The organism is Shimia sp. MIT1388 (genome assembly GCF_047124445.1).
GTDB lineage: Bacteria > Pseudomonadota > Alphaproteobacteria > Rhodobacterales > Rhodobacteraceae > Shimia.
In genome coordinates, this window is record NZ_CP138921.1 from 2655131 (window position 1) to 2675516 (window position 20386).

The 20386-nt window shown below is 58.8% G+C and carries 15 protein-coding genes; all 15 read left to right on the top strand.

From position 1 onward, the window contains the following. The 15 genes from SIB92_RS13200 to SIB92_RS13270 all read left to right on the top strand — a co-directional run bounded on the left by SIB92_RS13200 (position 1) and on the right by SIB92_RS13270 (position 20385). Positions 1-948, top strand: a complete 948-nt coding sequence (locus SIB92_RS13200; RefSeq protein ID WP_295175808.1) for an ABC transporter permease — start codon at positions 1-3, stop codon at positions 946-948. After that, positions 945-1766, top strand: a complete 822-nt coding sequence (locus SIB92_RS13205) for an ABC transporter permease (RefSeq protein ID WP_412552484.1) — start codon at positions 945-947, stop codon at positions 1764-1766. Before SIB92_RS13200 ends, SIB92_RS13205 begins: the two co-directional genes overlap by 4 nt. Further along, positions 1763-3385 carry an ABC transporter ATP-binding protein gene (locus tag SIB92_RS13210; protein ID WP_412552485.1) on the top strand — a complete coding sequence of 541 codons (1623 nt, stop codon included), beginning with the start codon at positions 1763-1765 and terminating at the stop codon, positions 3383-3385. Before SIB92_RS13205 ends, SIB92_RS13210 begins: the two co-directional genes overlap by 4 nt. Continuing rightward, a complete protein-coding gene (locus SIB92_RS13215) occupies positions 3372-4820 on the top strand; it encodes an aldehyde dehydrogenase family protein (protein ID WP_412552486.1) in 1449 nt (482 codons plus the stop codon). Before SIB92_RS13210 ends, SIB92_RS13215 begins: the two co-directional genes overlap by 14 nt. Before the next feature lie 16 nt (positions 4821-4836). Beyond that, positions 4837-5580 (top strand): SDR family oxidoreductase, encoded by a 744-nt coding sequence (locus tag SIB92_RS13220; protein ID WP_412552487.1) that lies wholly within the window; start codon positions 4837-4839, stop codon positions 5578-5580. Between the two features lie 152 nt (positions 5581-5732). Next, positions 5733-6317 (top strand): ANTAR domain-containing protein, encoded by a 585-nt coding sequence (locus SIB92_RS13225; protein WP_168590955.1) that lies wholly within the window; start codon positions 5733-5735, stop codon positions 6315-6317. After that, complete coding sequence (locus SIB92_RS13230) at positions 6314-7492, top strand: ABC transporter substrate-binding protein (protein WP_412552488.1); 1179 nt, start codon at positions 6314-6316, stop codon at positions 7490-7492. Before SIB92_RS13225 ends, SIB92_RS13230 begins: the two co-directional genes overlap by 4 nt. Positions 7493-7748: 256 nt before the next feature. Continuing rightward, the gene (locus SIB92_RS13235; RefSeq protein WP_412552489.1) at positions 7749-9113 is read left to right on the top strand and encodes a CmpA/NrtA family ABC transporter substrate-binding protein; all 1365 of its coding nucleotides are present in this window, start codon (positions 7749-7751) and stop codon (positions 9111-9113) included. 192 nt (positions 9114-9305) lie between these two features. Next, on the top strand, positions 9306-10388 hold the full coding sequence (locus SIB92_RS13240) for an ABC transporter permease (protein ID WP_412552490.1): 1083 nt from the start codon (positions 9306-9308) through the stop codon (positions 10386-10388). A gap of 5 nt (positions 10389-10393) precedes the next feature. Then, a complete protein-coding gene (locus SIB92_RS13245; protein WP_412552491.1) occupies positions 10394-12073 on the top strand; it encodes an ABC transporter ATP-binding protein in 1680 nt (559 codons plus the stop codon). A 3-nt stretch (positions 12074-12076) separates the two neighbouring features. Continuing rightward, positions 12077-14527, top strand: coding sequence for a nitrite reductase large subunit NirB (nirB, locus tag SIB92_RS13250; protein WP_412552492.1), 2451 nt, complete (start codon positions 12077-12079; stop codon positions 14525-14527). Beyond that, positions 14524-14862: a nitrite reductase (NAD(P)H) small subunit gene (locus SIB92_RS13255; protein ID WP_412552493.1), complete on the top strand. Its 339-nt coding sequence runs from the start codon at positions 14524-14526 to the stop codon at positions 14860-14862. Before nirB ends, SIB92_RS13255 begins: the two co-directional genes overlap by 4 nt. Further along, complete coding sequence (locus tag SIB92_RS13260; protein WP_412552494.1) at positions 14859-17486, top strand: molybdopterin-dependent oxidoreductase; 2628 nt, start codon at positions 14859-14861, stop codon at positions 17484-17486. The genes SIB92_RS13255 and SIB92_RS13260 overlap by 4 nt, the downstream gene beginning before the upstream one ends. 357 nt (positions 17487-17843) lie before the next feature. Continuing rightward, the gene (locus SIB92_RS13265) at positions 17844-19427 is read left to right on the top strand and encodes an ABC transporter substrate-binding protein (RefSeq protein WP_412552495.1); all 1584 of its coding nucleotides are present in this window, start codon (positions 17844-17846) and stop codon (positions 19425-19427) included. A 1-nt stretch (position 19428) separates the two neighbouring features. Further along, positions 19429-20385: an ABC transporter permease gene (locus tag SIB92_RS13270; protein ID WP_412552496.1), complete on the top strand. Its 957-nt coding sequence runs from the start codon at positions 19429-19431 to the stop codon at positions 20383-20385. Position 20386 lies beyond the last annotated feature (1 nt).

Genomic DNA, 20386 nt, shown 5'->3' on the forward strand with positions numbered 1-20386 from the left:
ATGCTCCGCTACACTCTCAAACGCGCCCTGTCTCTGGGCCTTAGCCTCGTGGTGGCCTCGCTGGTGATCTTCTTCGTGATCGAAGTGGTGCCCGGCGACCCTGCCAGCTTTATGCTTGGCCTCAACGCGCAGCCCGACACCATCGCCGCCCTGCGCAGTGAACTGGGGCTGGATGTCTCCAAACTGGAGCGCTACCTGGCGTGGGTTGGCGGCATGTTGCAAGGTGACTTTGGCACCTCCTACACCTACCGCACGCCTGTGACCGAGATGATTGGCGACCGCATCTGGGTCTCCCTGCCTCTGGCTCTCTACGCGCTCACGCTCTCCACCCTGATCGCCTTCCCCGCAGGCATCTACGCCGCCTCCCGCCGCGGCAAACCCGGCGACATGGCCGTCATGGGCGCGACCCAACTGGGCATCGCGGTGCCAAACTTCTGGTTCGCCATGATGCTGGTGCTGATCTTCGCCATCAACCTACGCTGGTTCTCTGCCGGCGGCTTTGCCGGTTGGGACAAAGGCGCCGCTGCCGCCATGAAATCCCTGACCCTGCCCGCCATCGCGCTGGCTCTGCCGCAATCCGCCATCCTCGCCCGCGTCATGCGCTCCGCCCTACTGGATGTGCTGGGCGAAGACTTCATGCGCACCGCCCGCGCCAAAGGCCTCACCCGCCGCCAGGCCCTGATGCGTCACGGCCTGCGCAACGCCATGATCCCCGTGCTGACCATCATCGGCATGCAGTTCTCCTTCCTACTCGCCGGCGCCATCATCATCGAACAGGTGTTCTTCCTGCCCGGCCTCGGCCGCCTGATCTTCCAGTCCATTTCGGCCCGTGACCTCATCGTGGTCGAAAGCGTGGTCATGCTTCTGGTCTTCCTAGTCATCCTCGTGACCTTCCTTGTCGACCTCGCCTACGCAGCCGTCGACCCCCGTCTGAGGTCCCGCACATGAGCCTCTCCCGCAACATCCTCCTAGGCGGTCTGCTCTGCCTCTGCGTGGTCGCCGCCGCGCTCCTTAGCTTCCTCTGGACGCCCTATGACATCACCGTCATGGACATCCCCAACAAACTGCAAAAACCCAGCGCCACCCATTGGTTTGGCACCGACCACTTTGGCCGCGACATCTTTTCAATGATCATGGTGGGCGCTCGCACCTCGCTCGCTGTTGCGCTGGTGGCCGTCGGCATCGGCATGGGCCTCGGCGTGCCCCTCGGTCTCTGGGCCGCTGCCAACTCCGGCAGCTGGCTCGACGAGCTGATCATGCGTGGCAACGACCTGATCTTCGCCTTCCCCAGCCTCGTGATCGCCATCCTGATCACCGCCATCCTCGGCCCCGGTGCCGTCAACGCCATCCTCGCCATCGGCATCTTCAACATCCCGGTTTTCGCCCGCCTCACCCGCGCCGGCGCCCTGCCGCTTTGGCAACGCGACTTCATCCTCGCCGCTCGTGTGGCAGGCAAATCCCGCGCCCGCATCTCGGCCGAACACATCCTGCCCAACGTCGCCAACCTCTTGATTGTACAAGGCACCATCCAGTTCTCCCTCGGCATCCTCGCCGAAGCGGGCCTCAGCTACGTGGGCCTGGGCGCGCAGCCCCCGACGCCCTCATGGGGCCGCATGCTCGCGGACGCCCAAACCATGGTCTCGTTCGCGCCACACCTTGCACTGATCCCCGGCCTCGCCATCATCGCTTCCGTCTTGGGTCTCAACCTGCTGGGCGACGGCCTGCGCGATCACCTTGACCCCAAAATCCGGGTGATGCGCACATGAGCCTGCTCTCCGTCCAAAACCTGTCCCTTTCCATCGGCCCTCTGCCGATCCTGAAAGACGTGACCTTCTCCATCGCCCCGGGCGAGATCGTGGCTGTCACCGGCGAAAGCGGCTCCGGCAAATCCATGACCGCGCTCGCGGTGATGCAACTTTTGCCCGACAGCGCCCGCACCACCGGCCACATCATGCTGCGCGACGAAGAGCTCACCGCGCAGACAGAAAAATCCCTCTGCGCCATGCGCGGCAACTGCATCGGCATGGTGTTTCAGGAACCGATGACCGCGCTCAACCCGCTGCACACCATTGGCCAGCAAGTGGTCGAAACCATCCGCATGCACGCCGTCATGCCCAAAGCCGAGGCCGAAGCGGAAGCCGCCGCCATGCTCACCCGCGTCGGCCTGCCACAAGACCGCTTCCCACTGTCGCGCTACCCGCATGAGCTTTCCGGCGGCCAACGCCAACGCGTGGTCATCGCCATGGCCATCGCCCGCCGTCCACGCCTGCTGATCGCGGATGAGCCCACCACCGCGCTCGACGTCACCACACAGGCCAAGATCCTCGATCTGCTGAAAGACCTCGTCGAAGAATACGACATGGGGCTGTTGATGATCACCCACGACCTCGCCGTTGTGGCCGACATGGCGGATCGCATCGTCGTCATGCGCAAAGGCGAAGTGGTCGAACAGGGTGACACCAAACACCTGCTCGCCAACATGCAGCACCCCTACACCACAGCCCTGTTTGAGGCCTCCGGCCATCAGGTGAATCTGCCCAGCGCCAAAGACGGCACCCCCGCCATCCTGTCGGTACAAAACGCCGTACGGGACTACGCCCTGCCGCGCACCCAACTCTTTGCCCCCCGCGCCTACCACCGCGCGGTGAAAGGCGTAAGCTTTGACATTCACCATGGCGAACGGGTTGGACTGGTGGGCGAGTCCGGTTGTGGAAAATCGACCCTAACACGGGCCATCTTGGGCCTTGAGCCCCTGCAAAATGGCAACATCACCGCTTTTGGCGCAGCGGTTGGCCCCGACATGCCCGCGGCCTCTCGCATCAAAACGCAAGTGGTGTTCCAGGATCCCTACAGCAGCTTCAACCCACGCCATCGCGTGGCGCGCATCCTGACCGAACCCTTCCATCTGGTCGACACGCCGCCAACAGGCGAGGCGCTTACGCAGGTCATCTCGGATGTGCTCACCGATGTTGGGTTGCAGCCCTCGGATGCGCAGAAATACATCCACGAATTCTCTGGCGGCCAGCGCCAGCGCATCGCCATCGCCCGCGCCCTGATCACCAAACCCGAGCTAATCATCTTTGACGAAGCGGTCTCCGCGCTGGACGTCTCCATCCGCGCGCAAATCCTCGACCTGATTGCCGAGCTCTCCCGCCGCCACAACCTGGCTTATCTGTTTATATCCCACGATCTCTCCGTCGTGCGTTCCGTGACCGACCGCGTGTTGGTCATGCAAAACGGTGAGATTGTCGAGCAAGGCGAGACCGAAAAGGTCTTCACCGCGCCACAACACCCCTACACCCAAACCCTGATCAACGCCGCGCCGGTCCTACCGGATCTGGCCGCGCTGACCTCCCAAACCGAGACTTCAAATGACCTTGCCTGACCTGTTTTTTGACCCGTCCAAATGCCTGATTGGCGGCCAGTGGCAACCCGCCGCCTCCGGCGACACGCTCGCACTGACCAACCCGTCGGACGGCACCCATCTGGCCACCATCGCGCGGGGGACTTCCACAGACATCGACGCCGCTGTTGCCGCCGCCCATACCGCCCGTGCGGGTGATTGGGGCCGCGCCACAGCCGTGGAACGCGGGCGTATCCTCACCCGCATTGGGCAACTGGTTTTGGAGCACACCGACACGCTGGCAAAACTCGAAGCTTTGGATGTCGGCAAACCCCTGACCCAAGCCCGCAACGACGTGATCGCGCTGGCCCGTTACATGGAGTTCTACGGCGGCGCAGCTGACAAAGTGCATGGCGAAACCATTCCCTATATGGATGGCTACACAGTCTACACCCTGCGCGAGCCCTTTGGCGTGACCGGCCACATCGTGCCGTGGAACTACCCGATGCAGATCATTGGCCGCTCCGTTGGTGCCGCACTTGTCATGGGCAACGCCTGTGTTCTGAAACCGGCAGAAGAAGCCTGCCTCACCGCGCTGGCCTTTGCCGAGCTTGCGCAACAGGCGGGCCTGCCCGCCGGTGCCCTAAACGTGGTGCCCGGCCTGGGCGTCGAGGCTGGGGCCGCACTCGCAGGCCACTCGGACATCCAACACATCTCCTTCACAGGCTCGGTCAACACCGGACGCCTTGTGCAAACCGCCGCTGCGCAAAACGTCGTACCTGTCACGCTGGAGCTCGGCGGCAAAAGCCCGCAACTGGTGTTTGCAGACGCCGATCTCGACGCCGCGCTGCCCTTCCTCGTGAACGCAGGCATCCAGAACGCGGGCCAAACCTGCTCCGCCTCCTCGCGCATTCTTGTAGAACGCTCGGTCTATGACGAAGTCACCAGCCGCATGGCCGCCGCCTACGCCGAGATGCGCGTCGCCCCAGCGCTCGAGGACGCCAACCTCGGCCCACTGATCTCAGGCCGTCAGAAGGAGTTGGTTTCCGGCTTCCTTGCCAAAGGCGCAGACCTGCAAACTGCTGCCCAAGGCCAAATCGTCACCGACGCCCCCGGCCACTACGTTGCACCCACGCTATTCGCAGACGTGCCTCCGGACCACACGCTGGCCCAGGATGAAGTCTTCGGCCCGGTTCAGGCGCTCATCCCGTTTGACAGCGAAGAGGAAGCCCTCGCCATCGCCAATAGCACCAAATACGGCCTTGTCGCCTCGGTCTGGTCCCAAAACGGCGCCCGTCAAATGCGCCTCGCCAAATCCCTGAAGGCGGGTCAGGTCTTCCTCAACAACTACGGCGCAGGTGGTGGCGTGGAACTGCCCTTCGGCGGCACCGGTCACTCCGGCCACGGCCGTGAAAAGGGCTTTGAGGCCCTGTTCCACTTCAGCCAACTCAAAACCGTCGCCGCCCTGCACGGCTAACGCAAAGGACTTCATTATGCGTCTTCAAAACAAAACAGCCATCATCACCGGCGGTGCTCAGGGCTTCGGCGCGGGCATCGTCGACAAATTCCTCGCCGAGGGCGCCAAAGTGCTCGTCGCCGACATCAACGGCGACATGGCCGCCACCAAAGCCGCCGAGCATGAGAATGCCATCCCCTGCACCGTCGACGTGGCCGACGCCGCAAGCGTGCAGGGTATGATCGACACTGCGCTCTCCGCCTGGGGCCACATCGACATCATCGTCAACAACGCCGGCGTCACCCACCTGCCCGCACCAATGGAAACCGTCACCGAGAGTGATTTTGACCGCGTCTTTGCCGTGAACTGCAAATCGATCTACCTGATTGCCCAGGCTCTGGTACCGCACATGAAGTCCCGCCAAACCGGCGCGATCCTCAACGTCTCCTCCACAGCAGGCCTTTCCCCACGTCCCAACCTCAACTGGTACAACGCCTCCAAAGGCTGGGTGAACACCGCGACCAAAGCCATGGCCGTCGAACTCGCCCCCCACGGCATTCGCGTCAACGCCATCAACCCGGTCGCCGGTGAAACACCGCTTCTGGCCTCTTTCATGGGCGAGGACACCCCGGAAATCCGCGCCAAGTTCCTCTCTTCCATCCCCCTGGGCCGCTTCTCCCAGCCCGAAGACATGGGCAACGCCGCTGCCTTCCTCTGTTCTGATGAAGCCAGCATGATCACCGGCACCCTGATGGAAGTCGACGGCGGGCGCTGTATCTAAATCGCCCCACAATCAAGCACTGCAACCGCAACCGCCTAAATTTTTATCACTACGGGCGGTTGCCTCACGGCATCTATCCCCCCTCTCTCTGGCCCTTCGCCGCAGCGCAGCGTTAGCTTGGCGCGTTACCAGCCAGCGGAGCCCAAAGAGCCGTGACCGCCAAGCTCACCATCCTGATTGTCGAGCCCGACAAGACCCGCGCCGATGCCATCATCGACAGCTTGATTGCCACGGGCGACCACCACATTCGTGTGCTGTCGGAATCCACAGGCCTCGCCCGTTCCGTTGCCGAACTCAACCCGGACCTCGTGCTGGTTGACGTCGCCAATCCCAGCCGCGATGCCATCGACGCGCTCACATTGGCCTCCTCCCCGCTCGAACGCCCCGTCGCCATGTTTGTTGATCGGTCTGACGATGGCCTCACAAAGGCCGCGATCGAAGCCGGAGTGTCGGCCTATGTCGTCGACGGCATGCACCCGGACCGCATCAAACCTGTGCTGGATGCGGCCATCGCCCGCTTCCACATGTTCTCCCGCATGCGCTCGGAGCTTGAGGCCACCAAACGCGCGCTGGAGGAACGCAAAATCATCGACCGCGCCAAAGGCATCCTCATGCGCGCGCGCAACATGAGCGAAGACGAAGCCTATGCCCTCATCCGCAAAACCGCGATGAGCCAGAACAAAAAGATCGCCGACGTTGCGCAGGCATTGGTCACCGCTTCGGAGCTGCTGTCATGAGAACCCTGCCACTCTCTGTGGGCTTCATGCCCCTGGCGGACGCCGCCCCACTAATCATCGCGCGCGAACTTGGCTTTGCCGAAGAGGAAGGCCTCGCGCTGAACCTGCAAAGCGCGCCCAGCTGGTCCACTCTGCGGGATCGGCTCATTTTGGGCCAAATCGAAGCCGCCCACATGCTCTCCCCGGTGCCTGTCGCCATGGCGTTAGGGCTTGGTGGCCTGCCCACCCAACTCGATGCCCTCAGCGTTTTATCTATAAATGGCAATGTGATAGGCATCTCCAACGCTCTGGCCGATGAGATCGTCTCTCTCGGTGTCACACCCGATTTTCTCGACGCTCAAGCAGCGGGCAAAGCCCTCGCGACCCTCAACAGGCCCCTGCGCATCGGCGTGCCTTTCCCGTTTTCGATGCACGCGGAACTGCTGCACTATTGGCTGTCTGCCTCCGGTCTCAACGTCGCCAAATCACTTGACCTACGCACAATCCCGCCGCTTCTGATGGCCGATGCCATCGCCGCGGGCGAAGTGGACGCCTTCTGCGTCGGCGAACCTTGGGGCTCGATCACCGTGGAACAAGGCGGCGGCAGCCTCCTGCTCCCGGGCGCGGCCATCTGGCAGTTTGCCCCGGAGAAAGTTCTCGCCGTACGCCGCGACTGGGCCGCGTCCGAAGATGACCTCACTGGCCGCCTGATGCGTGCAGTCTGGAAAGCGGGGCGCTGGCTGGGACGCGAAGACAAACGCGCCACCGCCTCCGAAATCCTGAGCTGGCCGGAATACCTCGGTGTATCTACTGAAATCACCGAGCGCGCCCTGACTGGCAATCTGCTGATCAACGCGCGCGGAAAATCTCGCACCGTGCCTCGCATGATGGCGTTCTTTGACGGCGCCGCCACCTTCCCCTGGAAAAGTCAGGGCGCCTGGATCGGCGCACGCATGGCCGCGCGCTTTGGCTTGGACCGGGCACAATCTGCCGCCAAAGCTGCCGCCGTGTTCCGATCTGACCTTTACCGCCGTCACCTCGGCCCACTGGGCGCAGACTTGCCCGCTGCGTCTAAGAAACTCGAGGGCGCGCTGGCCTCCCCGACAACGGCGGCAACGGACTCCGGCACTCTGATTCTAGGCCCGGATCGCTTCTTTGATGACCAAGTTTTCGACCCGAGCCATCCAGAATGCTGACTTTTTGTGCAAATGCGGAGATCATCCGCTGCATCGCAGCAAATCCACCGCTTCGATCTTGAGACTCACGCGCCCAAAACGCCTAATGGCATCAACGCGCAGCAAGGACGCTACGCAAACCGCCCCGAATGATTGGGGACCTATCTGAGCAAAGCCGCTCGACCCGCCGAAATTCCTCCTTCGGTGCTGGTCGCGCGGCTTTTTTCGTTTTTCGCCCTCTCCTCCATCCAAAGGGCACAACATGAAGGACAGTAATATGAAACGCATTGCTTCGATCCTGGCAGCCACGACCGTGCTCGTGTCTCCGGCCCTCGCAGAACTGGAACTCGAAAAAGATGAGCTGACCTTCGGCTTCATCAAACTGACCGACATGGCCCCGCTCGCCGTGGCTTATGAGCAGGGCTATTTTGATGACGAAGGCCTTTTCGTGACGCTCGAAGCCCAAGCCAACTGGAAAGTGCTGCTGGACGGCGTGATCGACGGCCAGCTTGACGGCGCTCATATGCTCGCAGGTCAGCCACTCGCCGCCACCATTGGCTACGGTACTGAGGCGCATATCATCACGCCTTTCTCCATGGACCTGAACGGCAACGGCATCACCGTGTCCAACCAGATCTGGGAAGAAATGAAGCCACACGTGCCGCTGATGGACGATGGCCGTCCACAGCACCCGATCTCCGCCTCCGCGCTGAAGCCGGTTGTTGAGAAATACACCTCCGAAGGCAAGCCGTTCAACATGGGCATGGTCTTCCCGGTCTCCACCCACAACTACGAACTGCGGTACTGGCTGGCCGCCGGTGGTCTGGAGCCAGGCTACTACTCCCCAGAAAACATCACCGGACAGATTGGCGCAGACGTGCTGCTGTCCGTGACCCCACCGCCGCAGATGCCGGCCACCATGGAAGCGGGCACCATCTACGGCTACTGCGTGGGTGAGCCTTGGAACCAACAGGCCGTGTTCAAAGGCATCGGTGTACCTGTGATCACCGACTACGAACTCTGGAAGAACAACCCGGAGAAAGTCTTCGGCCTGAACGCCGAGTTTGCCGAGAAATATCCAAACACCACCCTGGCCGTGACCAAGGCGCTGATCCGCGCCGCTATGTGGCTGGATGAAAACGACAACGCCAACCGCGAAGAAGCCGTGCGCATTCTGAGCCAACCGGAATATGTCGGCGCGGACTACGAGGTGATCGCCAACTCCATGACCGGTACTTTCGAGTATGAAAAAGGTGACAAGCGTGAGGTTCCAGACTTCAACGTGTTCTTCCGCTACAACGCGACCTACCCATTCTACTCCGACGCCGTCTGGTACCTGACCCAGATGCGCCGTTGGGGTCAGATCGCCGAAGCGAAGCCTGACAGCTGGTATGACGAGGTCGCGAAGTCGGTCTACAAGCCTGCGATTTACCTCGAAGCGGCCCGCCTGCTGGTGGACGAAGGTCTGGCCAACGAAGCGGACTTCCCATGGGACAGCGACGGCTACAAAGCGCCAACCCCATCCGAGGACATCATCGACGGAATCGCCTACGACGGCCGCACACCAAATGCCTACCTCGACAGCCTGCCAATCGGCCTGAAAGGCGACCAACGTGTCGTGGGCACTGAGGTGCAAGGCTAACGCGCCTCGTCGCGGGAAGGACGGCTCCCCCCTTCTCCCGCGACGCAACGGACGGGCGGTTAACGCGCACCCGTCCCGCCAAACCACACCTCCGCGAAACAGTCGCGATACCGACAAAATACCGACGTCAAAATCAGCCGCTCCCCGGCATTAACCAATACCGCAACAGCGCCCAGAGCCACGGACACGCCAATGACCACAATCGACCCGCAAAACATCGCAGATGAAGAGCGCGAGGCCCGCCGCGCCCGCCTCTTCACCCGCATCAACAAGGCCGACGCCTGGTTTCAGGTCATCGGTCTCAGCTTCATCACCCCGATTCTGAAAGCCGCTGCTGGCGACAACCCAAAAGCCCAAGCCGCTGAAATCTGGCGCCTTTTGGGCGTTCCGTTGCTGGCCATCACCGTCTTCCTGATGCTCTGGGGCAGCCTCGCACCCAAGGTGCAAACCTCCCTTGGTGCTGTTCCCGGCCCCAAAGAGGTCTGGACCGAAGCCGTGCTCCTGCACGAAGACGCCCAAGCAAAGGCCGCCAAAGAAGCGAAATTCAACGAACGCGTCGAGGCCCGCAACGCCAAGTTCATCGCCAACGGCCAGCCGGAAAAAGTCAAAGATATCAAATACACAGGCAGCCCAAGCTACTACGACCAGATCTGGACTTCGATCAAAACCGTGTTCTTCGGCTTCCTGATCGGCACCGTGATTGCCGTGCCAATCGGCATCATGGCGGGCTTGTCTCCCTACGCCAACGCCGCTGTGAACCCGCTGATCCAGATCTTCAAACCGGTCTCTCCACTGGCATGGCTCCCAATCGTGACCATGGTGGTCTCTGCGACTTACACCGTGGATGACGGATTGTTCTCCAAGTCTTTCCTGACCTCAGCCATCACCGTAACCCTTTGTTCTCTATGGCCAACTCTGATCAACACCGCGCTCGGCGTGGCTTCCATCGACAAGGATCTGGTGAACGTCTCCAAGGTTCTGAAGATGAACACTTGGACCAAAATCACCAAACTGGTGCTGCCCTCCGCCCTGCCGTTGATCTTCACCGGCCTGCGTCTGAGCCTTGGTGTCGGCTGGATGGTTCTGATCGCCGCTGAAATGCTGGCGCAGAACCCGGGCCTTGGCAAATTTGTCTGGGACGAGTTCCAAAACGGCTCTTCCAGCTCGCTCGCCAAGATCATGGTCGCGGTCTTCACCATCGGCATCATCGGCTTCCTGCTTGACCGTCTGATGTACGCGATCCAGTCGCTCTTCACCTTCACATCCAACCGGTGACCACCATGAGTGTTCTGAAATTTGACAATGTCTCCAAGAGCTTCGGTGAAGGCACCACCAAGACCGACGTTCTGAAAAACATCAATCTCGAAGTGCAGGAGGGCGAGTTCCTCGTTCTCCTGGGCTTCTCCGGCTCCGGCAAAACCACGCTGATCAACCTGATGGCGGGCCTTGAAATGCCCACCTCTGGCAGCGTGACATTCAAGGGCGAAACCATCACCCAACCGGGCCCCGAGCGCGGCGTGATCTTCCAATCCTACTCCCTGATGCCGTGGCTGACCGTGAACGGCAACGTGCGCCTTGCGCTGGACAGCGTGTTCCCCAACATGCCCAAGGCCGAAAAAGAAGAGCGCGTTGACCACTACATCAAAATGGTCGGCCTCTCCCACGCCGCCACCCGCCGTCCGGCGGAGTTGTCAGGCGGCATGCGCCAACGTGTGAACGTGGCCCGTGCTCTGGCGATGAACCCCGAAGTTTTGCTTCTGGATGAACCTCTTAGCGCCCTGGACGCCCTCACCCGCGCCAACCTCGCAGATGAGATCGAAGCGATCTGGGATGCGGAGAAAAAGACCTGCGTTCTGATCACCAACGACGTGGACGAGGCGATCATTCTCGCCGACCGGATCATCGCGTTGAACCCGGATGGCAACTTGGGCCAAGAGTTCAAAGTCGACATCCCACGCTGTCGCGACCGCATGGAGATGAACCACCACGAGGGCTTCAAAAAACTGCGCGCCGAAGTCACCAAGTATCTGATGGACGTAGGCATCGCAGCCAAGGCGGAAGGCAAAAAAGTGCTGCCCGACGTCACACCGATCCACGGCGTCCCTGCGGCAGTCAAAGATGCTCAAAAGGGCATGATTGACCATAATTTCTTGGACTTTTCGCAACTGCACAAAATTTATCCGACGCCCAAAGGTCCACTAACCGTGGTTGAGGATTTCGACCTGAAAGTGCAGCGCGGCGAGTTCATCTCCCTGATTGGCCACTCGGGCTGTGGTAAGTCCACGGTTCTCACCATGGCTGCGGGTCTAAACCCGATCTCCAAAGGTGGTATCCGTCTGGATGGTCGCCACGTGGAAGGCGCCGATCCTGAACGTGCTGTAGTGTTCCAGTCACCGAACCTGTTCCCATGGTTGTCGGCCAAGGAAAACGTGGCGATTGGCGTAGACAAGGTTTACCCGAAAGCCAGCCAAGGCGAACGTCAGGACGTTGTTGAATACTACCTGGAGCGTGTTGGCCTTGCCGACGCCATGGACCGCCCTGCGCACTCCATGTCCAACGGCATGAAACAGCGTGTCGGCATTGCCCGCGCCTTTGCTTTGTCCCCGAAACTTCTGCTTTTGGATGAACCCTTTGGCATGCTCGACAGCCTCACACGCTGGGAGCTGCAAGAGGTGCTCATGGAAGTCTGGGACCGCACCAAAGTGACCGCGATCTGTGTGACGCACGATGTGGATGAAGCCATTCTGTTGGCTGACCGCGTGGTCATGATGACCAACGGGCCCCAAGCGACCATCGGCAAAATCGTGGATGTCGACCTCCCACGTCCGCGCACTCGCAAAGCCCTGCTCGAGCATCCGGACTACTACCGCTATCGCCAAGACGTGCTCGATTTCCTTGAAGAATACGAGCACGGCGCCAAACCAAAGCCGAAACCCGCCAAAGCCATTGCTGCGGAGTAAGATATGACACAGAACCTCATCATCATTGGGGCCGGGATGGCTGCGGGTCGTGCACTCGAACATCTCTTTGAAGCCGCCCCTGACGCCTATGACGTCACCCTTTTTAACGCGGAACCACGCGGGACTTACAATCGGATCATGCTGTCTCCGGTTTTGTCGGGCGACAAGGCTTTTGACGAGATCGTCACCCACACAGCCGATTGGTACGAAGAAAACGGTGTAACCACACGCTTTGGCGAAATGGTCGTGAACATCGACCGAGACGCACAAACGGTGACGTCTGACAATGGAGACGTACTGGCCTATGACAAGCTCATCATCGCCACCGGTTCCAATCCATTTATTATTCCACTGCCTGGCCATGATCTGGACGGTGTGATCGCCTATCGCGATCTCGAAGACACCAATGCCATGATCTCACTTGGGGAAGTACCGAATGCGAAAGCAGTCGTGATTGGGGGCGGCCTTCTTGGCCTTGAGGCGGCTGCTGGCCTCGCCCTGCGCGGTGTGGACGTGACAGTGGTGCACATCATGGGGCACTTGATGGAGCGCCAGCTGGACGAAGCGGCGGGCTACCTTTTGCGTAAGGCATTGGTGGACAAAGGCATTACCGTCAAATGCTCTGCCAATTCCAAAGAAATCCTCGGCGAAAACGGCAAAGTCAAAGCGCTCCTGCTGGATGACGGCACCGAGCTGCCATGTGATCTGTTGGTAATGGCGGTTGGCATCCGCCCATCTATTGCGCTTGCCGCAGAGGCAGGTCTGGCAACAGGTCGTGGTATCCATGTGGATGACCAGATGGTCACCTCAGATGAAAACATCCTTAGCCTCGGCGAGTGCGTTGAACACAACGGTGACATCTTTGGCCTTGTGGCGCCGATCTATGACCAAGCAAAAGTCATTGCCAAAACACTGGCTGGGGAAGCGGCCGCTTTTGTGAACAAAGAAGTGGCCACCAAGCTGAAAGTCACCGGCTGTGATCTGTTTTCCGCAGGCGATTTTGCCGAAGCGGAAGGCCGAGAGGACATCGTGTATCGTGACCCGGCTCGCGGGATCTACAAGCGCTTGGTTATCGAAGACAACCGCATTGTCGGTGCCGTCATGTACGGCGACACGGCGGACGGCAACTGGTTCTTTGGCCTGATCAAAGATAAAGAGGACATCTCTGAGATGCGCGATACGCTCATCTTTGGCCCTGCTTTTCAAGGAGGGTCCCCCCTGGACCCTATGGCAGCCGTTGCAGCCTTACCGGATGATACCGAAATCTGTGGTTGTAACGGCATTTCCAAAGCTCAAATCGTCGCCGCCATCAACGACGGCGCTCACACGCTGGACGATGTAAAAGCCATTTCCAAAGCGGGTTCGTCTTGTGGCAGTTGCCTTGGCCTTGTTGGGGATTTGTTGGGTGTCACACTGGGTGACGACTTCAAAATGCCTGAGAAAGAAGTCGTTTGTAAGTGTACCGACCTGTCGCATGACGACGTGCGTAAGTTGATCGTTTCCAAGGAACTCAAATCCATCCCGCAAGCCATGCAGGAATTGGATTGGAAAACCACTTGTGGCTGTCACATCTGTCGCCCGGCGCTCAACTACTACATGGTTGCAGCTTGGCCTGGTGAATACGAAGACGACGGCAAGAGCCGGTTCATCAACGAACGTGTGCACGCCAACATCCAGAAAGATGGCACCTATTCGGTTGTGCCACGTATGTTGGGCGGCATCACAACCCCGGCCGAGCTGCGAGCCATTGCGGATGCTGCGGACAAGTTTGATGTGCCGACGGTCAAAGTCACCGGTGGTCAACGCATCGACCTTTTGGGTGTGAAAAAGGAAGACCTGCCCGCCATTTGGTATGATTTGGGCAAAGCAGGCATGATGTCTGGTCAGGCCTATGCCAAAGGCCTGCGCACGGTGAAAACCTGTGTGGGGTCAGAGCATTGCCGATTTGGTACGCAGGACAGCACCGGCGTGGGTATCAAGATTGAAGACGCAATGTGGGGCGCCTGGTCGCCGCATAAGTTCAAGCTGGCTGTGAGTGGCTGCCCGCGCAACTGCGCTGAAGCCACGTGTAAGGATCTGGGCATCATCTGCGTTGACAGTGGCTACCAAATCCTCGCCGGCGGCGCGGCGGGTCTGGACCTAAGGGAAACCGATCTTCTGGTGCAAGTTGCGACCGAAGAAGAGGCCATCGAAGTATCTTGCGCTTTCTATCAGCTTTATCGCGAAGGGGCGCAGTACCTGCATCGCCCCTACAAGTGGATTGCCAAAGTGGGTCTTGATTGGGTCAAAGAACAGGTTGTCGATGATCTGAAAAACCGCAAGGCGCTGGCTGACCGGTTCCACTATTCGCAGAAGTTCTACCAGATCGATCCATGGGCTGAACGCGCAAAACAAGACAAAGACGCCCATGAATTTGCACCGATTGCAGACTTTACAAAGGTGGCCGCAGAATGACCGATTTTATCGATATTGGTAGCATCAATGACATCCCTTTGCGGGGCGCACGGGTGGTTCGGACACATCGCGGCGACATCGCCGTGTTCCGCACTGCCATCAACACCGTCTACGCTTTAGATGAATATCTACTGGGCAAAGCTGGCCCGCTGTCCAACGGTATCCAACACGACGAGAAAGTCACCGACCCAATGTACAATTGGGTCTTTGATCTCACCACCGGCGAAGCCCAAGGTGCGGACGAAGGTAAAGTTGCGACCTATGATGTCAAATGCGAAGGCGACCGCATTTTGATATCTGCGGCGGCTGTGAGCCCATCGGTGTCTGCAGAATGACCACATCCGTCTGCACCACTTGTCCCTATTGCGGCACCGGCTGCGGCGTCCTTGCCACGCCGGATGGTGCAGGTGGCCTCACGGTTAAAGGCGATCCGGATCACCCGGCGAACTTTGGACGCCTCTGTTCCAAAGGGTCGGCGCTCGGAGAAACCGTCACTGCGGACGGTCGTCTCCTCACGCCGCAGATCGGCACCCGTTCCGCAAGCTGGGATGACGCGCTCGATCTGGTAGCCGATAGGTTTCGCACCACGATTGCGGAGCATGGTCCTGGCAGTGTGGCGTTTTACGTCTCCGGTCAGCTGCTGACCGAAGACTACTACGTCGCAAACAAGCTGATGAAGGGTTATATCGGCTCGGCGAACATCGACACCAATTCACGCCTGTGTATGGCCTCCACAGTGGCTGGGCACAAACGCGCCTTTGGCACGGACACCGTGCCTGGCTCCTACGAAGATCTGGAGCTGGCGGATCTTGTCGTCATCACCGGATCGAACTTGGCTTGGTGCCATCCGGTGCTTTACCAGCGCGTTGCCGCCGCCAAAACTGAACGCCCCGAGATGAAAGTTGTGGTGATCGATCCTAGGCGCACGGCGACTTGCGACATTGCGGACCTTCACTTGGCACTTTCTCCAGGCACGGATGTTGCCCTGTTCAATCACCTGCTCACGCAAACTTATGAACAAGGGGCCTTGGACGCGGTGTTTGTAGCCAAACACACAGATGGTTTTACCGAAGCGCTGGATACAGCCAGCATGACAGATGTTTCGGTTACCGGACTGTCCGAACAACAGCTGGCGGCCTTTACACAACTTTGGCTGAGCACGGAAAAAACCGTCACGATCTTCTCGCAAGGCGTCAATCAATCCGATCATGGCACCGACAAGGTGAACTCCATAATCAACTGCCATCTGGCAACAGGTCGGATTGGCAACCCTGGAAGCGGGCCCTTCTCGGTGACCGGGCAACCTAACGCGATGGGCGGGCGTGAGGTTGGTGGACTTGCCAATATGCTTGCGTGCCACTTGGACATCGAGAACCCGACACATCGGGAAAGCGTTCAGAATTTCTGGCAGTCTCCAACGATGCCGACACAACAAGGCCTAAAAGCCGTCGATATGTTTGACGCCGTCGATGCCGGCAAAATCAAAGCTTTGTGGGTGATGTGTACGAACCCTGCGGTGAGCATGCCTAACGCCAGCAAAGTGCGCGCAGCAATCGAAAACTGCGATTTTGTTGTTGTCTCGGATATGTTTGCCAGCACGGACACCGCAAAACTTGCCGATGTGGTTTTACCAGCCACTGGCTGGGGTGAGAAAGACGGAACCGTCACCAATTCGGACCGCACAATCAGCCGACAAAGGGCAGTGCTTCCGCCTCCAGGAGAAGCGCGGCACGATTGGGACATTATGGGTGATGTGGCCCGCCGCATGGGCTTTTCCACCGGGTTCAATTACTCAAGTCCGGCAGAAATCTTTCGCGAACACGCAGAACTGTCCGGACAAGCCGCAGACCTCGGGAAGGATTTTGATATTTCCGGATTGGCTGATCTCACAGACCTTGAGTACGCGTCTTTGACGCCAATCAAATGGCCAGTTCCCCGTCAGGGAAAACCGCAACAACCACGGTTTTTTGGGGCCGGTCAGTTTTTCACCCGCGACCGCCGCGCAAACCTTGTTCCGGTTAAGCAACCAGCGCTGGCAACTAAAAGCGATGAACGGCCATTACGCCTCAACACCGGCCGCGTGCGTGACCAATGGCACACGATGACCCGGACCGCGCGGGCGGCTCGATTGAACCAACACTATGGCGAGCCATTTTTGGAGCTTCACCCCAGCGATGCGAACAGCCTTGGTGTATCGGACGCGGATTTGATTGAAGTACGAAACGACTTTGGTGTCGCAATTCTTAGAGTGTTGATTACCGACCGCGTTGAACAAGGCAGTGTCTTCGCTCCAATACACTGGACCGGTGAGGATTCCTCCCAATCCATCGTATCCGATTTAGTCCCTCCCATTGTCGATCCGGTGTCAGGTCAGCCAGACAGTAAGTCCGCTTACGTCAGCCTCTCGAAATTCGGCGCCAAATGGTACGGCTATGCTGTGAGTGTCTGCGAATTGAACGCTTCTACCCGATACTGGGCCAAAGCCAAGCTGAACACTGGCTGGCAAGTCGAGTTAGCCGACGACAAAATACCGGACGACTGGACGGAGTTTGCCCACAACCTGTTTCATGCCGACGAGCTTGAATGTACCAGCGTGATTGACGCCCCTAAGGGACGCGCGCGCATGGCTTTTCAAAAAGACAAGAAACTTATAGGCGCATTGTTTGTGGATCAGGCTCCAGTTCAAGTGTCACGCAGCTTTGCGGGCTCGCTTTTGGGGCAAGACAACCCTCACATTCTGGCTGGGCGTCCAGGCGCTGCGCATGTAGATCCAGGCCCGACCGTTTGCGCCTGCTTCAACGTTGGCGTGAACACCATTTTGTCCGCAATCGAGCAGCAAAATTTGATCTCGGTTGAGCAAATCGGCACGGCACTATCCGCTGGGACAAACTGTGGATCCTGCCGTCCCGAATTGGCTGCACTCTTGGCGGGTACGCGACAGAAACTTGCTGCCGAGTAGCGCGGAACAACCGACAAACGTACCGTTCGCCCCCCTCAGAGCAGCCCGTCCCTACTCCCTAAGTGCCGTAAGGTCAGCACATTTCAAACTCCCCCAATGCGGGTATTTTTAACCAAGCACTCCCACTTGGAGGGAACCTTCTCCTTGCCTGACGACAATTCTGAGAAAGTCCAAAAACGTCATGTCTGTCGGTTTTGAACCATGATATGACGGTTTCCTGAAGGCACTACTGTGGCGACCTCTCTTGCTCAAAGAGTCGACGAAAACTTTGTCAGCTTTGACACATTTTTCTTGATTTGTGTCGCGAGCGGGTCGCAGCATGAAGAAAAACAAAAGATTCAACATGGGAGTTTCCAAATGAATGAAGAGCTTAAGTTCCTAAGCCGTCAGGCTGCCTTGGGCACAATCACACGCCGTAAGTTCCTCGGCCGCGCTGGTGCACTGGGTGTTTCGGCGGCCGCTGCAAACACAATTCTGGCAAGCGCGGTGCACGCGGCCGGTCCGCAAAAAGGCGGCACCCTGCGCATCGGTTTGCAAGGCGGCTCAACAACCGACAGCCTGGATCCAGCAACAGCGGCAAACACAACTGCGGTAAACCTAATCCGCATGTGGGGCGAGCCACTTGTCGAACTTACCGATGATGGTGGTCTTCAAGGCAAAGTTGCCGAGAGCTTTGAAGCCTCCGCAGATGCAACCACCTGGACCTTCACCATTCGCAAGGGCATCACTTTCTCAAACGGCCAAGAAGTCACTGCAGCAGACGCCGCAGCAATGCTTGACCGTCACGCTGGTGAAGAATCGAAATCCGGTGCTCTGGGTTTGTTGCGCGACATCAAAAACGTCAGCACTAATGGCCGCGATGTCATCATTGAGCTTAATAACGGCAACGCTGACCTGCCCTACTTGATGAGCGACTATCACCTGATTGTTCAGCCAAACGGCGGCAAAGATGCGCCTGACGCAGCGATTGGCACCGGCCCCTATATCATGAAAGAAGTTGATATGGGCGTGCGGTTTGTCGCTGAGAAAAACCCGAACTATTGGGGTGATATCGGCCACGCGGAAACCATCGAGTTGCTGGTCATCAATGACAACACAGCCCGTGTTGCCGCGCTTCAGTCCGGTCAGGTCGACATCATCGACCGTGTTCCACCTCGCACCGCCGGCCTGGTGTCTCGTGCCCCTGGCATCACGGTGGCCTCGACAGCAGGCCCTGGCCACTACGTATTTATTGCCCACGTGGATACCGCACCATTTAACAATCCTGACCTGATGATGGCGCTGAAATACGGCATCAACCGTCAGGAAATGGTCGACAAAATCCTGTTTGGTTATGGATCCGTTGGCAACGACTCGCCAATCAACGCGGCCTATCCGATGTATTCAGAAATGGAACAGCGCGAATATGATCCAGAAAAAGCCGCTGAATACTTCAAAAAGTCTGGCCACGAAGGCCCGGTCCTGCTGCGCACGTCGGACAACTCTTTCCCGGGCGCACCGGATGCCGCAGCTCTGTTCCAGCAATCTTTGAAGGCCGCAGGTATCGAGCTGGAAATCAAACGTGAGCCAAACGACGGTTACTGGTCTGAAGTATGGAACAACAAGCCGTTCTGCACCAGCTACTGGGGCGGCCGCTCCACGCAGGATCAGATGTTCACAACCGCGTATCTGTCTACCGCGGACTGGAACGACACACGTTACAAGAGCGAAAGCTTCGACAAGCTGCTGATCGCCGCACGTGCGGAACTGGATCAGGACAAACGTAAGGCAATGTATGCCGACATGGGCATGATGGTGCGCAATGAAAGCGGTCTGATTTGTCCAATGTTCAATGACTTCGTAGACGCCTACACCGACAAGATTGGCGGCTGGGTTGAAGGCGTTGCAGGCTTCTCCCTCATGAACGGCTACGCAGCTCAGCGTATGTGGGTGACAGGCTGATATGTCGCTCCTTTTGAAACTACTGGCCCAGCGCATTGCGCTGGGCCTGCTTCTGCTCTTCCTCGTCTCGATCCTGATCTTCGCTGGCACCATCGTCTTGCCAGGAGACGTGGCCCAACAAATTCTCGGACAATCCGCCACACCCGAAGCGCTTGCCAACATGCGCCGCGATCTCGGATTGAACGATCCGCCAATTCAACGCTACTTCAGCTGGCTGGGCGGCGTGCTGCAAGGTGACTTGGGGACCTCTCTCACCAGTGGCAAGGACATTGCTGAATCAATCGGCAAACGTCTCGGCAACACTCTTTTCCTGGCCTTTTGGGCCGCGATCATCTCTGTGCCTCTTGCGATTTTGCTTGGTTTGATTGCCGTACGCTATCGCGAACGCTGGCCGGACAAACTGATCTCTGCGGTCACTCTGGCATCCATTTCTGTTCCTGAGTTCCTCATCGCTTATGTGGCTATCTTCTTTGTCTCCGTGCGGCTGCGTTGGGCACCTTCCGTGACCACGATCAATGACAGCATGAGCCTTGGCGACAAGCTGCACACGATATCCCTGCCGATTGCGGTGCTAACACTCGTTGTACTGGCACACATGATGCGCATGACCCGCGCCGCAATTTTGAACGTGATGCAATCTGCCTACATCGAAACGGCGGAGCTCAAAGGGCTGCGCATGTTCACGATCATTTGGAAACACGCGTTCCCGAACTCCATTGCACCGGTTGTCAACGTGGTCATGCTCAACCTTGCCTATCTCGTGGTAGGCGTTGTGGTGATCGAAGTGGTCTTTACCTACCCCGGCATGGGGCAGTTCCTGGTCGATCACGTGTCCAAACGTGACATTCCCGTTGTGCAGGCCTGTGGCCTGATCTTTGCGGCAGTCTACATCGGCCTCAACATGGTCGCAGACATTGTGTCGATCGTCGCCAACCCGCGTCTGCGGCATCCGAAATAGG